At 72.1% G+C, this 13,155-nt stretch carries 15 protein-coding genes; 2 read left to right on the top strand and 13 right to left on the bottom strand.

All coding sequences use genetic code 11. From position 1 onward, the window contains the following. Positions 1–6: 6 nt before the first annotated feature. The 6 genes from ACH54P_RS43485 to ACH54P_RS43460 form a co-directional block, all read right to left on the bottom strand. Complete coding sequence (locus ACH54P_RS43485) at positions 7–747, bottom strand: ABC transporter permease (protein WP_489909129.1); 741 nt, start codon at positions 745–747, stop codon at positions 7–9. Beyond that, complete coding sequence (locus tag ACH54P_RS43480) at positions 744–1,676, bottom strand: ABC transporter ATP-binding protein (RefSeq protein ID WP_489909128.1); 933 nt, start codon at positions 1,674–1,676, stop codon at positions 744–746. The genes ACH54P_RS43485 and ACH54P_RS43480 overlap by 4 nt, the downstream gene beginning before the upstream one ends. Before the next feature lie 94 nt (positions 1,677–1,770). After that, positions 1,771–3,159, bottom strand: coding sequence for a glycine--tRNA ligase (locus tag ACH54P_RS43475; protein ID WP_489909127.1), 1,389 nt, complete (start codon positions 3,157–3,159; stop codon positions 1,771–1,773). An 89-nt stretch (positions 3,160–3,248) separates the two neighbouring features. Beyond that, on the bottom strand, positions 3,249–3,902 hold the full coding sequence (locus ACH54P_RS43470; RefSeq protein WP_489909126.1) for a class F sortase: 654 nt from the start codon (positions 3,900–3,902) through the stop codon (positions 3,249–3,251). 412 nt (positions 3,903–4,314) lie between these two features. Beyond that, entirely contained in the window at positions 4,315–4,953 is a 639-nt protein-coding gene (locus tag ACH54P_RS43465) for a class F sortase (protein WP_489909125.1), read from the bottom strand. Next, on the bottom strand, positions 4,954–6,042 hold the full coding sequence (locus ACH54P_RS43460; RefSeq protein WP_489909124.1) for a hypothetical protein: 1,089 nt from the start codon (positions 6,040–6,042) through the stop codon (positions 4,954–4,956). Between the two features lie 272 nt (positions 6,043–6,314). On the opposite strand from ACH54P_RS43460, the gene ACH54P_RS43455 reads away from it, so the two are divergent. Then, positions 6,315–6,677, top strand: coding sequence for an ArsR/SmtB family transcription factor (locus tag ACH54P_RS43455; protein ID WP_489916970.1), 363 nt, complete (start codon positions 6,315–6,317; stop codon positions 6,675–6,677). Next, positions 6,677–7,090, top strand: a complete 414-nt coding sequence (locus ACH54P_RS43450; RefSeq protein ID WP_086858947.1) for a Fur family transcriptional regulator — start codon at positions 6,677–6,679, stop codon at positions 7,088–7,090. The genes ACH54P_RS43455 and ACH54P_RS43450 overlap by 1 nt, the downstream gene beginning before the upstream one ends. A gap of 5 nt (positions 7,091–7,095) precedes the next feature. On the opposite strand, the gene ACH54P_RS43445 is transcribed toward ACH54P_RS43450, so the two are convergent. The 7 genes from ACH54P_RS43445 to ACH54P_RS43415 form a co-directional block, all read right to left on the bottom strand. Beyond that, positions 7,096–7,977 carry a TIGR03943 family putative permease subunit gene (locus ACH54P_RS43445; RefSeq protein ID WP_489909123.1) on the bottom strand — a complete coding sequence of 294 codons (882 nt, stop codon included), beginning with the start codon at positions 7,975–7,977 and terminating at the stop codon, positions 7,096–7,098. A gap of 79 nt (positions 7,978–8,056) precedes the next feature. Continuing rightward, positions 8,057–9,070 (bottom strand): permease, encoded by a 1,014-nt coding sequence (locus tag ACH54P_RS43440; RefSeq protein ID WP_489909122.1) that lies wholly within the window; start codon positions 9,068–9,070, stop codon positions 8,057–8,059. A 107-nt stretch (positions 9,071–9,177) separates the two neighbouring features. Then, complete coding sequence (locus ACH54P_RS43435; protein WP_489909121.1) at positions 9,178–9,600, bottom strand: YbjN domain-containing protein; 423 nt, start codon at positions 9,598–9,600, stop codon at positions 9,178–9,180. Continuing rightward, the gene (locus tag ACH54P_RS43430; protein WP_489909120.1) at positions 9,597–10,412 is read right to left on the bottom strand and encodes an isoprenyl transferase; all 816 of its coding nucleotides are present in this window, start codon (positions 10,410–10,412) and stop codon (positions 9,597–9,599) included. Before ACH54P_RS43430 ends, ACH54P_RS43435 begins: the two co-directional genes overlap by 4 nt. Before the next feature lie 60 nt (positions 10,413–10,472). Continuing rightward, entirely contained in the window at positions 10,473–11,279 is an 807-nt protein-coding gene (recO, locus tag ACH54P_RS43425; RefSeq protein WP_489909119.1) for a DNA repair protein RecO, read from the bottom strand. Positions 11,280–11,328: 49 nt separating this feature from the next. Then, a complete protein-coding gene (locus ACH54P_RS43420; RefSeq protein WP_489909118.1) occupies positions 11,329–11,802 on the bottom strand; it encodes a CD225/dispanin family protein in 474 nt (157 codons plus the stop codon). 67 nt (positions 11,803–11,869) lie between these two features. After that, positions 11,870–12,994: an RDD family protein gene (locus ACH54P_RS43415; RefSeq protein WP_489909117.1), complete on the bottom strand. Its 1,125-nt coding sequence runs from the start codon at positions 12,992–12,994 to the stop codon at positions 11,870–11,872. Between the last annotated feature and the right edge of the window lie 161 nt (positions 12,995–13,155).

The following is a 13,155-nucleotide window of genomic DNA, read 5'->3' as shown; positions in this document are numbered from 1 at the left end:
CGGCCCTCAGACCCGGGCGCTGTCCTTACGGTAACGCCTGATCACCAGTGCGCCGAGCACGACCGTCCACGCCGCGAGCACACCGACGGCCGTCGGCAGCGAGACCACCTGGTCGCTGGTCACGGCGGGTCGCGCGACCTGCAGCACCCAGTACGTCGGCATGATCTGGGCGACGTCGTGCATCCAGCCCGGCATGGTCTCGATCGGGATCCACAGCCCGCCCAGGAAGCCCATGCCCAGCGTGACGATCATGTTGATCGGCTGCATCGAGTCCGGCGTGCCGAACTGGCCCAGCAGCAGCCCGAGCAGCACCAGCGGGATCGTGCCGAGCCAGATGCCGGCGAAGATGCGCACCCAGCCCGCCGCGTCGACGTGCACGCCCTCGGCCAGCACCCCGAGCAACGGCACCAGGACGAGCGCGGGCAGCCCGACGAGCATCCCCGACAGGCCCTTGCCCGCGAGGTAGCCGGACCCGGTGAGCGGGGTCAGGCGCAGCTGGCGCTGCCAGCCCGCGGCCCGCTCGAGCGCGAGGCGCGCCCCGCTGTTGGTCGCCGCGGCGAAGACGCCGAACGTCATCATGTTGACCATGATCACGGCGGCGATCCGCGCGTGGTCCGGGTCGCTGGTCTTGGTGAAGACGTTGGCCTGCAGCAGGAACATCAGCACCGGGAAGGCGACGACGAAGATCAGGAACCGCGGCGCCCGGAAGTTCCGGCGGATCTCGGTGAGCAGGTAGGTGGCGTTCATCGCACGGGCTCCGCGGTTTCGTCGGCGGTCAGGGACAGGAAGGCGCCTTCGAGGCCGACGGCGCCGATCTCGACGTCGTGCACGGCCGGGAGCGCCGCCTTGAGCGCCCACAGCGTCGCGTCGGAGTCGGCGCTGGAGATCGCGACGCGGTCGCCGCGCAGCTCGAACTCCTTGACGCCGGGCAGCGCGGCGATCAGCGCGTCGGTGGCACCCGGGACGGCGGCGCGCAGCGTGCGGCCGCCGGCCAGCGCGCGGACCTCGGCGACGGACCCGTCGGCCACGATCCGGCCGCGGCGCATCAGCACCACCCGGTCGGCGAACTCCTCGGCCTCTTCGAGGTAGTGCGTGGCGAACAGGACCGTGCGGCCCGACTCGGTGAACGAGTACATCGACTGCCAGAACTCGCGCCGGGTCCCGACGTCCATCGCCGCCGTCGGCTCGTCGAGGATCAGCAGGTCGGGATTGCTCACCAGGGCGACGGCGAACCGCACGCGCTGCTTCTGGCCGCCGGAGAGCTTGTTCGCGCGGCGGCCGGCGAGCTCCTCGATCCCGGCGGCGCGCAGGGCCTCGGCCACGGGCACCGGCCGGCGGTGCAGGGCCGCCACCAGGCCGACCGTCTCGGCGACGGTCAGGTCGTCCATCAGGGCGCCGCCCTGGAGCATCGCGCCGATCAGCCCGGCGCGGACGGCGTCGATCGGCTTGCGGCCGAACACGCGCACTTCGCCGTCACCGGGGCTGGTCAGGCCGAGGATCATGTCGACGGTGGTGGACTTGCCCGCGCCGTTCGGGCCGAGCAGGGCGACCACTTCGCCCGGGGCGATCGTCAGGTCGACGCCGTCGACCGCGCGGACGTCGCCGTAGTGCTTCCGCAGGCCGGTGAGGTGGATCGCGGCCCCCGCCGCCACCGCCTGGATGTCAGTTTTCCGCATGCCCCCAGGCTGCCGCCCGGCGGGCCCGGGCCCCCGGATCGTGCGTCACGACTTGGCCGTGACAGGTGTCAGGGGTGCCCGGGCCCGGGCGGGTTCAGCAGCCGATCAGGCGGGCCGCCAGGTACGACTCCAGCTTGTCGATCGCGATGCGCTCCTGCGACATCGAGTCGCGCTCGCGCACCGTCACGGCCTGGTCCTCGAGCGAGTCGAAGTCCACCGTGACGCAGTACGGCGTGCCGATCTCGTCCTGGCGGCGGTAGCGGCGGCCGATCGCCTGCGCGTCGTCGAAGTCGACGTTCCAGTGCTTGCGCAGGGTCGCGGCGACGTCCTTCGCCTTCGGGGTGAGGTCGGCGTTGCGCGACAGCGGCAGCACCGCGACCTTGAACGGCGAAAGCCGCGGGTCGAGCTTGAGCACCACGCGGGTGTCGGTGCCGCCCTTGGCGTTCGGCACCTCTTCCTCGTGGTAGGCGTCGACCATGAAGGCCATCATCGACCGGCCGACACCCGCGGCCGGCTCGATCACGAACGGCCGGTACCGCTGGCCCGACGCCTGGTCGAAGAACGACAGGTCCTGACCCGAGTGGTTCGAGTGCGTGGTCAGGTCGAAGTCGGTGCGGTTGGCGATGCCCTCCAGCTCGCCCCACTCCTGGCCCGCGTTGAACGCGAACCGGTACTCGATGTCGACGGTGCGCTTCGAGTAGTGGGAGAGCTTCTCCTTCGGGTGCTCGTAGTGGCGCAGGTTCTCGGCCTTGAGGCCGAGGTCGGTGTACCACTTCGTGCGCTCGTCGATCCAGTACTGGTGCCAGGTCTCGTCCTCGCCCGGCTCGACGAAGAACTCCATCTCCATCTGCTCGAACTCGCGCGTCCGGAAGATGAAGTTGCCCGGCGTGATCTCGTTGCGGAACGACTTGCCGATCTGGCCGATGCCGAACGGCGGCTTCTTCCGCGACGTCGTCTGGACGTTGGAGAAGTTCACGAAGATGCCCTGCGCGGTCTCCGGGCGGAGGTAGTGCAGGCCCTCTTCGGACTCCACCGGGCCGAGGTAGGTCTTCAGCATCATGTTGAAGTCGCGCGGCTCGGTGTACTTGCCGCGGGTGCCGCAGTTCGGGCAGGGCACATCGGACAGGTCGTCCTCGGTGGTCTCCTTGCCGGAGCGCGCCGTGTACTCCTCGGCGAGCTGGTCGGCGCGGAACCGCTTGTGGCACGAGAGGCACTCGATCAGCGGGTCGGTGAACACGTTGACGTGCCCCGACGCCACCCACACCTGGCGCGGCAGGATGACCGACGAGTCGAGGCCGACGACGTCGTCACGGCCCTGCACGACGGTCTTCCACCACTGGCGCTTGATGTTGTCCTTGAGCTCGACCCCGAGCGGCCCGTAGTCCCACGCCGAGCGGGTACCGCCGTAGATCTCCCCGCTGGGGAAGACGAAACCACGGCGCTTGCACAGGCTGACTACGGTATCGATGGTGTTCGTGGGCACTCCACGCTCCGGAAAGCTTGCGGGGACGGTTATCGGACTAGAACGTCCAGGGTATCCGCCGGGACCCACCGCTTTTCGCGCAGGTGAGGCTACGGCCGGGTGACCAGCGAAGCGGTGACGACCCGGTTGTCCTCGTAACCCTCGGTACCGCCGACGTACTCGCCGCCGCAGGTGACCAGGAGCAGCTTGTGCGGGCCGTCCGGGTTGAACAGCTGTTCGGAACGGCCGGCGAGCTCGGACTTGTGCACGGTCTCGGTCGCGTCGATCCGGTAGACCCACGCTCCGCCCGCGGCGTCGGTGAGCTTGACCTCCTGACCCTGCTTGACCTGCCACAGCTCGTTGAACGGGCCCTTCTTGCCCTTCCAGTTCACGTGCCCGGAGAGCAGGGCGACCCCGTGGTCGGCACCCAGCTTCGCCCCCCACCAGGCGGCCTCGTCGAGGCCTTCGGGGATCTTGAGCGCGCCGGTGGCGTCGAGGTCCTCCTGGATCAGCTTGGCGGCGCCACCGCCGGGCAGCGCCAGCCGCGCCGGAGCCTGGCCGGAGTCCTGCTTCGCGGGCCGGTCCGCGGGCTGGTCGGCGGCCGCGACGGGCGTCCCGGCGCCGTTCGCGACGGCGGGTTCATCCTTTCCGGTGAAGATGAGCAGCGTGGCGACGAGCGCCGCGACCACGAACGCGCCGGCGACACCGACGATCCACCAGCGGCCGGAGCCCTTCTTCCGCTCCGCCGGGTTCTGCTCCTGCATGCGCCTGTGCTCCTTTGTCCTCGACGGCCAGTGCACAGCCAGACATGCCGCGGCGGTCGGGAAAGGTTGCACCCGATCGAGGAGGCGCTCGCTGCGGGTGGATCCCGCAGGGCGGACCGCCCGACACGGACGGACGGCACCGGGGCGCCGAGCGGCACGGCTGCTCGCCCGACTCGCGTGACCGAGGCGGCCCGCGGGCCGAGCCGCGCCGCCCGCCAGCACGACCCGTGCGGCCCACGGAGCCGAGCCGCCCTCGCCCACCAGCGCGGCCGAGCCACCTCGGCCATCAGCGCAACCGAGGGGCGATCCGCAGCGCCGAGCCACCTCGCCCAACCCCGCACCACCTGCGCCGCCCGCGAAGCCGAGCCACCCCACCCCCGACCCGTGCGAAGCCGAGCTGCCGCGGCCTTGCTCAGCCGGTCGGGCGGGTCACCAGCTCGGCCGTCACCAGGCGGTTCTCGTCGTACCCCTCCGTGCCACCTACGTAGTCGCCGCCGCAGGTCACCAGGACCAGGCGGTGGGGGCCGTCCTGGCCGAACCAGCGGGTGGCCTGGGACGGCAGTGTCTCCTTCGGGAGCGTCACCACGTCGTCGACCCGGTAGACCCAGCGGCCCCCTCGGGCGTCGACCACGCTCACCTCGTCGCCGTCGCGCATGCGCCACAGCTCGTCGAACGGGCCGCGCCGCCCCTCCCAGTTCACGTGCCCGGACAGCAGGGCCGTTCCGCGGTCGGCGCCCAGCTTGGCGCCCCACCAGGCGGCGTCGCCGAGGCCGCGCGGGATCGGCAGCACGCCCGTGCCGGTGAGCTCGGTGCGGACCAGGCGGGCGGTGGCGCCGTCGGGCAGCCGGACCGTGCCGGGACGCTGCTGCGCGGCCGACTCGCTGTCCGCGGGCAGCACGGCCGGAGCCGCGTCCTCGCCCGGCAGCGCGCCGGGCGGCGGCGTCGCGTACGACGCCGGCGCGGGCGGCAGCCAGGTCAGCACGATGACCCCGGCCGCGAAGGCGGCCACGGCCAGCGCCGCCGAGACGGCGGCCAGCCCGGTGCGGAGCACCTAGTCCGTCCCGGACTTGCGGCGCCTGCCGAGCAGCACCGCGACCGCCGCGAAGAACACCCCGCCGAAGAGCAGGCCGAGGCCGAGCGGGACGCGCGAGCCGTCACCGTCGGTGGCGGGCGCGGCCGCGCCGAGGTAGCCCGCCGGGACCTGCGTCGGCACGGGGGCCTGCGTCGCGCTCGTCCCGCCGCCGGTGCTGCCCGAGGCCTTCGCGACGAAGCCCTTCGGAACCGAGCAGCTGACGCCGCCGAGGACGATGTTCGTCTGGACGTCCTGCAGCGCGGCGCCGCCGGCGTCCTTGACGTGGGTGGTGATTTCGACCCGCCAGCCGGCGACGGCGGTGAAGTCGCCCCCGCGCCAGCCGTCCTGGCGGATGAGCTGGTCGAAGGTCGCGACGCGGGTCAGCTTGAGGTCGGAGACCGTGGTGTCGCTGCTGGCGTTCGTGATGTCGCCGGGCGGGCCGAGCCGGAGGTTCTGCAGCTGGAGGCCGGCGTTGCCGCCGGGCACCGGGACGATGCCTAGCGAACCGCCCTGGCGGACCCACAGCCGGGCGACCGAAGAGGTGCTGCTGAGCTTCGCGGGACCGGTGCAGTCGACCGCCGTCTTGGCGCCTTCGAGCACGAGCACGGTGTTGTCGGCCGGTTTCGCGCCGCCCTGCCAGTTGTCGCGCAGCGCGTAGTTGGTTTCGGCGACGGCGGTGGGGACGGTGGTCGCCTGCAACGCGGCGACGACGTTGTGGTCCCGGCTCGCGACACCCGGCGGGTACGGGTTCTGCGACGCGCTGTAGCGGCCGAGGTCGATCTGGTAGTGCCCGCCGAACGTGGCGCGCTCGCCGTCGTCCTTCGGGACCGACACGCGGTCCGTGCCGAGCTTCGACTGGCCGGGCAGCAGCGGCGAGCGCTGGGTTTCGGTGATCAGGGCGCCGCCGCGCTGACCCTCGCCGCCGATCCGGACGGAGGCGATGTTCGCGAACGAAACCGGCCCGGTCTTCTCGTCGACCGCCTGGCTCTGCGCTCCCGCCACCCCGGCTCCGACCAGCGGGAACACCACCGCGGTCAGCGCGGCTGCCTTCGTCACGAAACGGGTCATGTCTCCCCACTGCTCTGCTCGGGCGGGCCGTCAGCGTACGAGAAGCGACGAAACGCTCCGCGACTACCTTGCACCGTCGGCCACGGCATGCGAAGCCACAGAGCCAATATCCCACGAACTCACCCGAACGGGGTAATACGACCAGCCGTACTTCGCAGCTCGACGCCGAGACGGGGTTCCCGGACGGGGGAACACTAGGATGGGCGGGGCCGTTATCGGCAATGACTACGGAATTCATGGTCCGGACGGCGACGAGCAGCATGGAGGCGGGCATGGCGACGGTGACCGGGAGTGGCGCCCAGCCGGGTCTCGCGGAGTGCGCCCCCGCAGCGGCGGCGCCGGCCCACCCGCCGGCGGCGGTCCTGTCCGACGCGGGCGACCTGCTCCGCGCGCTCGCGGCGCCGGTCCGGATCGCGATCGTGCTGCAGCTGCGGGCGGCCGACCGGTGCGTCCACGAGCTGGTCGACGCCCTCGACGTCGCGCAGCCGCTGATCAGCCAGCACCTGCGGGTGCTGAAGACGGCCGGGGTGGTCCAGGGCGAGCGCCGCGGCCGCGAGGTCGTCTACCGGCTGGCCGACAACCACCTGGCGCACATCGTCGTCGACGCTGTGGCCCACGTGCAGGAAGGAAAGTGATGAACCCCGCCGCGCCGCGTAGCCAGGCCCCGGTGCCCGGGCGCCGATCGACCCGGCAGCGAGCCGCGGTCGTCGAGCTGCTGAGCACCGTCGACGACTTCCGCTCCGCCCAGGAACTGCACGACGAGCTGCGCAAACGCGGCGACGGCATCGGCCTGACGACGGTCTACCGCACCCTGCAGTCCCTGTCCGAAGCCGGCGAGATCGACGTGCTGCGCACGGATTCGGGCGAGGCGATCTACCGGCGGTGCTCGGCGCACCACCACCATCACCTGGTGTGCCGCCTGTGCGGCCGCACGGTGGAGGTCGAAGGGCCGGCGGTGGAGCGGTGGGCGGAGAAGATCGCGGCCGAGCACGGTTTCTCGGAAATTTCGCACACGGTCGAGATCACCGGGACCTGCGCGGAGCACTGACCTCCTCAGTATTCGTAAGGGTCCTTCGGGGCGGGGACCGTCGCGACCGAATCCGGGGTGAAGTCCGGGGTGTAGCTGTTCGCCCTGGTCGCCGTGCCGGGGACGACCTGGCCCGTCACCTGGATCCAGGCGTCGCTGGCGAGGTGGTCCGCTTCGCCGCCCTTGAGGCGGACCGTCACCGGGAAGGCGTCGGCGGCGCAGCAGCTGATCACCAGACGGGCCAGCAGCGTGCCGCCGTCGGTGTGGACGACGAAGCCGGTCAGCGAGATCGTGCGGCCGTTGAGCGTGCCCGCCGCGTCCCAGCCCGCGCGGCTGACGAACTCGTTCACCGACAGCGGCACCACGTTCCCGGCGGGCAAGGGCGGGAAAGCAGCGGCGTTGGCCGCGGCCGCGCTGGCCGGGACGCGCGCTTCCGTGCGGATCACCGAGTCGGCGCCCAGCGCGGGCGGCGCGACGAGGAACACCGCCAGGACGGGAACCAGCAGCAGCCACGCCGGCCGGGCCGAGTGCGCGTGGTCATGGCCGTGGTCCGGCGAGTCCAGGGCCGCGCCGGGCGCCGCCACTGGGTCGTGGTCCAGCGGGTCCGGGGCCGCGCCGGGCGCCGCCTCCGGGTCGTGGCCGTGGTCCAGTGAGTCCGGGACCGTTGCGGGCGCCACCTCGCCGACGTGGTCGTGGCCGGGCACCGCGCCGACCGCGGCCTTCGAGCGCGCGGCCAGCAGGTCACGCAGGATCGCGACGGCACCGAGCAGCACCATCACCCCACCACCGGCGATGATCCACGGCTGCTGCGCCGGCTTGACGTACCGCAGGTAGTCGCCGTTGACGGCGATCTTGACCAGCGCACCGCCGAGCAGGATCAGCAGGATGTTCTGGGTTTCCCGTTTCACCGAAGCTCCCCCACCCGCACACTGTCCACAGTGGATAGCCGACGCACAGCCGGCCGCCCCGGCACCACACCCACCCCGCTCACGCGATCCCCACCACGACCCCGGCCACGACGGCGCACGCCACCGCCACCACGAACGTCACCGGCGCGAACCGGACCGCGAACGAACGGCCGAACGTGCCCGCCTGCAGGGCGAACAGCTTGACGTCCACCGCCGGGCCGACGACCAGGAACACGAGCTTCGGCAGCAGCGGCAACGCCGTCAGCGACGCCGCCACGAAGGCGTCCGCCTCGCTGCACAGGGCCAGCACCACCGCCAGCACCGCCAGCACGATCACACCCAGCACCAGCTGGTCGCCCAGGACGCCGAACCACTTCGCCGGCACCAGGACGTTCAGCGCCGACGAGATCAGCGCGCCCAGCACCAGGAAGCCGCCGGCTTCGACCAGGTCCGTCCGGGCCGTCTCCGCGAACACCCGCCACCGCTGGCCCTCCGCCACCTCGGGCAGGCGCCGCAACGCACGGGAAGTGATCCATTCCAGCTTGCCCCAGCGAGCCCACAGCCAGCCCATCACCATCGCCGTGGCCAGGGAGCCGGCGAACCGGGCCAGCACCATCTCCGGCTTGCCCGGGAACGCCACCGCCGTCGCCACCAGCACCACCGGGTTCACCGCCGGCGCCGCCAGCAGGAACGTCAGCGCCGCGGCGGGCGCGACCCCCTGCCCCATCAGCCGGCGCGCCACGGGCACCGACGCGCACTCGCAGCCCGGCAGCGCGACCCCGGCCAGCCCGGCGACGCCGACCGCCGCCCCGGAGCGGCGTGGCAGCACCCTCTCCAGCACGCGGGCGGGCACGAACGCGGCGATGGCCCCGCTGATCAGCACGCCCAGCACGAGGAACGGCAGCGCCTGCACGCAGACGGCGACGAACACGGTCGAGCCGGTGCGCAGCGCGGGAACGTCGAACAGCTGCTGCAGCCAGCCCTGGCCGAGGATCGCGATCAGCAGGATCGCGCACAGCACTTCGACCGAGCTGATCCGGAACCGGCGCGTGCGCCGGCCGGGCTCGGCCGCGGTGTCGGGAAGGGTGTCCACGCCGGTGATGATGCCAGGGCGGTCCGACACGAGGGGACCCGCACGGGCCGCGAACGGTCGGATACGGTCCGTTTTGGACCGGAATCCACCGTTCGCGGCCGGAAAAACTACTCCGGCACGATCCCCGGCAGGTCCGTCCGCAGCTGCGACGCCGTCGACACCACCAGCATCAGCAACGTCCCCAGCGCCGCCGCGTCCAGGCCGGCCGCCGGGAACGCGTACCGCAGCGTGACGTCGACGCCGTTGTCCGAGTGCCCGACCCCGAGCGTGCCGAACAGGCCCTGGCCCGCCCGCTCCGCGACCGCGATCGACAGCTCCGGCTCGTCCGCCAGGTCCCAGCCGACCACGCAGGTCAGGGTCAGCACCGTGAGGCCTTCGCCGAGCCGGGTCGCCTGGATCACGCACGGGACGTCGCCGTGGGAGAACGTCAGCGCGCCGTCGTCGTCGACGTGGACCTCGAGGTAGCGCTCGAGAGCGGACTTCGCCTGCGTCAGCAGCTCCGCGGTCTCGGCCGCTTCGGTGGCGCTCACGATGAGGCCGCCTGGTCCACCGCGCCGCCGAAGCGGCGATCCCGCTTCGCGAACTCCAGGCAGGCACGCCACAGGTGCGTCCGGTCGAAGTCCGGGAACAGCGTGTCCTGGTAGACCATCTCGGCGTAGGCCGACTGCCACAGCAGGAAGTTCGACGTCCGCTGCTCGCCCGAGGGCCGCAGGAACAGGTCCACGTCCGGCATGTCCGGCTGGTACAGGTACTTGCCGATGGTCTTCTCGGTGACCTTGTCCGGGTTCAGCTTGCCGTCGGCGACGTCGCGCGCGATCCGCTGCATGGCGTCGCCCAGCTCGGCGCGGCCGCCGTAGTTGACGCACATCGTCATGTTCAGCGCCGTGTTGTGCTTGGTCTTCTCTTCGGCCGCCTGCAGTTCCTTGATCACCGACGCCCACAGCTTCGGCCGCCGCCCCGCCCAGCGGATGCGGACGCCGATCGAGCCGAGGTAGTCCACCTGACGGCGGATGGTGTCGCGGTTGAAGCCCATCAGGAACCGCACCTCTTCGGGGCTGCGCTTCCAGTTCTCCGTCGAAAACGCGTACACCGAGAGCCACTTGACGCCGATCTCGACCGCACCGGCGGCGACGTCGATCATCACCGCTTCGCCGCGCTTGTGGCCCTCGATCCGCGGCAGGCCGCGCTGGTTGGCCCAGCGGCCGTTGCCGTCCATGACCAGCGCGACGTGCTTCGGGACCAGCTCGCGCGGGATCTCCGGCGGCTTCGCGCCGGACGGGTGCGGATCCGGGGGCCGCAGCTCGTACCGCGACGCCCTGTTCTCGCGTCCCCTGCGCAGCACTCCGAGCCTCCCTGGATGGGGTGAAACCGATCAGGCCCGACCCTACTGCCCGGGCACCGCCTATCCTTCGGGGGTCCGGGTGGCGGAGCCCCCGGCTCGGGGCGAAGCCCCGGATGCCACCGCGGTCTCCCGAGCGCGTCGCTCGACCAGGGGCAGGGACCGGAGCTGGCGCTCCAGATGCCACTGCAGGTGCGCGGCGACCAGGCCGCTCGCGTCGCGGCGGGTGCCCGGCAGGGTCGACTCGGCCAGCGGCCATTCGCCGTGGAGCAGAGCGGTGAGCAGGTCCAGGACCTCGGGGGCGGGGTGCACGCAGCCGGGGATCCGGCAGTCCTGGCACATCGAGCCACCCGCGGCCACGCTGAACGCCGTGTGCGGGCCCGGGAGGCCGCAGCGGGCGCACTCGGTGAGCGCGGGCGCCCAGCCGGCGTAGGACATCGCGCGGAGGAAGAACGCGTCGAGCACGAGGGAGGCGTCCCGCTCTCCCCCGGAGAGCGCGCGCAGCGCGCCGACGACGAGGAGGTACAGCTTGAGCACCGGCTCGCCCTCTTCGGCGGAGAGCCGGTCCGCGGTTTCGGCGATCGCGCTGGCCGCGGTGTAGCGCTGGTAGTCGGCGACCAGCGGCAGCTGGAACGCGTCGACGGTCTCGACCTGGGTGATCACGTCGAGCGTGCGGCCGGTGTAGAACTGCACGTCGACGTGGCCGAACGGCTCCAGCCGGGCGCCGAAGCGGGACGAGGTGCGCCGCACGCCCTTGGCCACGGCGCGGACCTTGCCGTGCCGCCGGGTCAGCAGGGTGACGATCCGGTCGGCTTCACCCAGCTTGTGCGTGCGCAACACCACTCCGGTGTCGCGGTAGAGGTTCACCACCCCGACATCGTCCCACTTCTGGGCGACGCCGGGGTGGACCGACCCGGCTTCAGCAGTAGTAGCCCGAGCAGTAGCTGGCGGCGGTCGCGAGCGCCACGATCCAGACGATGATCGCGGTCACGCAGCCGAGGCCCCCGACGATGGTGGCGATCAGGCAGAGCGTCTTGGTCGTCCGCGACGCCTGCTCGGCCATCGCGTAGTTGCCCTGCATCTTGTACGTCTGGACCTCGTTGGACTTCATGATCGCGAAGATCGCGAGGATCCAGAAGAGGAAGATGCAGCCGATCGCCCAGCCCTTGTAGTCCTTGATGGCGTTGATGTCGCCGCCACCGCCGGGCATGCCGTAGCCGGGGGCGCCGAAGCCGCCGGTCGGCGGCTGGCCGTAGGGCGCGGGCTGGCCGTAGGGCGCCGGCTGCCCGTAGGGCGCGGGCATGCCACCGGACGGCGGGCCGTAGCCGGGCTGCTGCGGCTGCTGCGGCTGCTGGCCGTAGGGCTGCTGCGGCTGGCCGTAGGGATTGGTCATGAACTTCTACCCCAACTACTCGTGAACTTCCGCCGGGCGACCCCGGCGGTGGTGCGGAAAAGTCGTGCTAGTGCTGCGGCGGCTGCTCGTTCGGCGGCTGCTGCCCGAACTGACCCGGCTGGATCTTCTGCGTCGACTCGGCCTCGCCTTGGGCCTCGGGACGCAGCATCTGGGTGCGCTCGGCCTGCTCGTCGAAGGCGGAGCCGCCCCCGGCGGAGTCCGGGCGCAGCATCTGGGTGCGCTCGCCTTCGTCGAAGGCGGAACCACCCGGCGGCGGGGCGAGCGGCTGGCCCGGCTGCTGGCCGAAGCCACCCGGCTGCGGGGGCTGCGCGAAGCCACCGGAGGACGGCTGCTGCTGCGGGAAACCACCCGACGACGGCTGACCGAACCCACCGGAGGACGGCTGCTGCTGCGGAAAACCGCCGGAGGACGGCTGCTGCTGCTGCGGGAAACCACCGGAGGACGGCTGACCGAAGCCGCCGGACTGCGGCTGGCCGAACTGACCGGGCTGACCCGGCTGGCCGAGCTGCGGCTGGCCGAACTGACCGGGCTGCTGCCCCGGCGGCGGGTAACCGCCCGCGAACGCCTGCGCGCCGGGCTGGCCGGGCGCGGGGGCGCCGTCGGCGGTGATCACGACGGTGCCGACGATCTTGTCGGCGAGGGTCTGGGACTTGTCGTCCCACAGCGGCCACAGCCAGCCGACGTAGCAGATGAGGTTGTCGACGACGTGCGCGAGGTCGCGCAGGAACGCCATGCCCGCGCCGACCGGCTGCCCGTTGTCCGCCCGGACCAGCTTGATCTTCGCGACCCGCTTGCCCATCGACTGACCGGTGTTGCCTTGCTGGATCCACCGGTTGTAGATCGTCCAGCCGAGCCACGCGAGCCAGGCGAGCCCGGCGAGGATGCTGATCAGCGAGGCGACCTGCCCGGCGATGAGGAACAGGAGACCGAAAATCAGGTACAGCGCGAAGATGGGCCCGATGTCGACCAGCCACCCGAGGGCGCGCTGGCCCCAGGTCGCGTAGTTCTGCGGCGCGCCGAAGGGGGTGCCGTGCTGGCCGAACGGCGCCGGCTGCCCGTAGGGCGCGGGCTGCCCGAACGGTGGCGGCGCCTGCCCCGGCTGCGGCTGTCCGAACGGCTGCTGGCCGCCGGGCTGCTGCCCGAAGGACGGCTGGCCGTAGGGATCGGTCATTGGGTCTCCCCCTCGCTGCTCACTCCACCGCACACCCCGTGCGGCCCCGGCCAGGATGTACGGCGCGGTCCGCGGGAGCGTACTCGGTTCGCGTTCGGCCGCGCTGCCCAGGCGTCCGCTGTCCGGGTGAACCGCGCCACCCTCCGACGCGGTGCGTGGTG

The sequence above is a fragment of the Amycolatopsis sp. N2S4-7 genome, assembly GCF_058119595.1.
The sequence above is the reverse complement of the archived record's forward strand: the minus strand, read 5'-3'. Positions and strand labels throughout refer to the sequence as shown.

Excerpts from the sequence above, each read along its gene's own strand:
- ACH54P_RS43485 (WP_489909129.1), bottom strand. The coding sequence starts at position 747 with ATGAACGCCACCTACCTGCTCACCGAGATCCGCCGGAACTTCCGGGCG.
- ACH54P_RS43480 (WP_489909128.1), bottom strand. The coding sequence starts at position 1,676 with ATGCGGAAAACTGACATCCAGGCGGTGGCGGCGGGGGCCGCGATCCAC.
- ACH54P_RS43470 (WP_489909126.1), bottom strand. The coding sequence starts at position 3,902 with ATGCAGGAGCAGAACCCGGCGGAGCGGAAGAAGGGCTCCGGCCGCTGG.
- ACH54P_RS43460 (WP_489909124.1), bottom strand. The coding sequence starts at position 6,042 with ATGACCCGTTTCGTGACGAAGGCAGCCGCGCTGACCGCGGTGGTGTTC.
- ACH54P_RS43455 (WP_489916970.1), top strand. The coding sequence starts at position 6,315 with ATGGCGACGGTGACCGGGAGTGGCGCCCAGCCGGGTCTCGCGGAGTGC.
- ACH54P_RS43450 (WP_086858947.1), top strand. The coding sequence starts at position 6,677 with ATGAACCCCGCCGCGCCGCGTAGCCAGGCCCCGGTGCCCGGGCGCCGA.
- ACH54P_RS43420 (WP_489909118.1), bottom strand. The coding sequence starts at position 11,802 with ATGACCAATCCCTACGGCCAGCCGCAGCAGCCCTACGGCCAGCAGCCG.
- ACH54P_RS43415 (WP_489909117.1), bottom strand. The coding sequence starts at position 12,994 with ATGACCGATCCCTACGGCCAGCCGTCCTTCGGGCAGCAGCCCGGCGGC.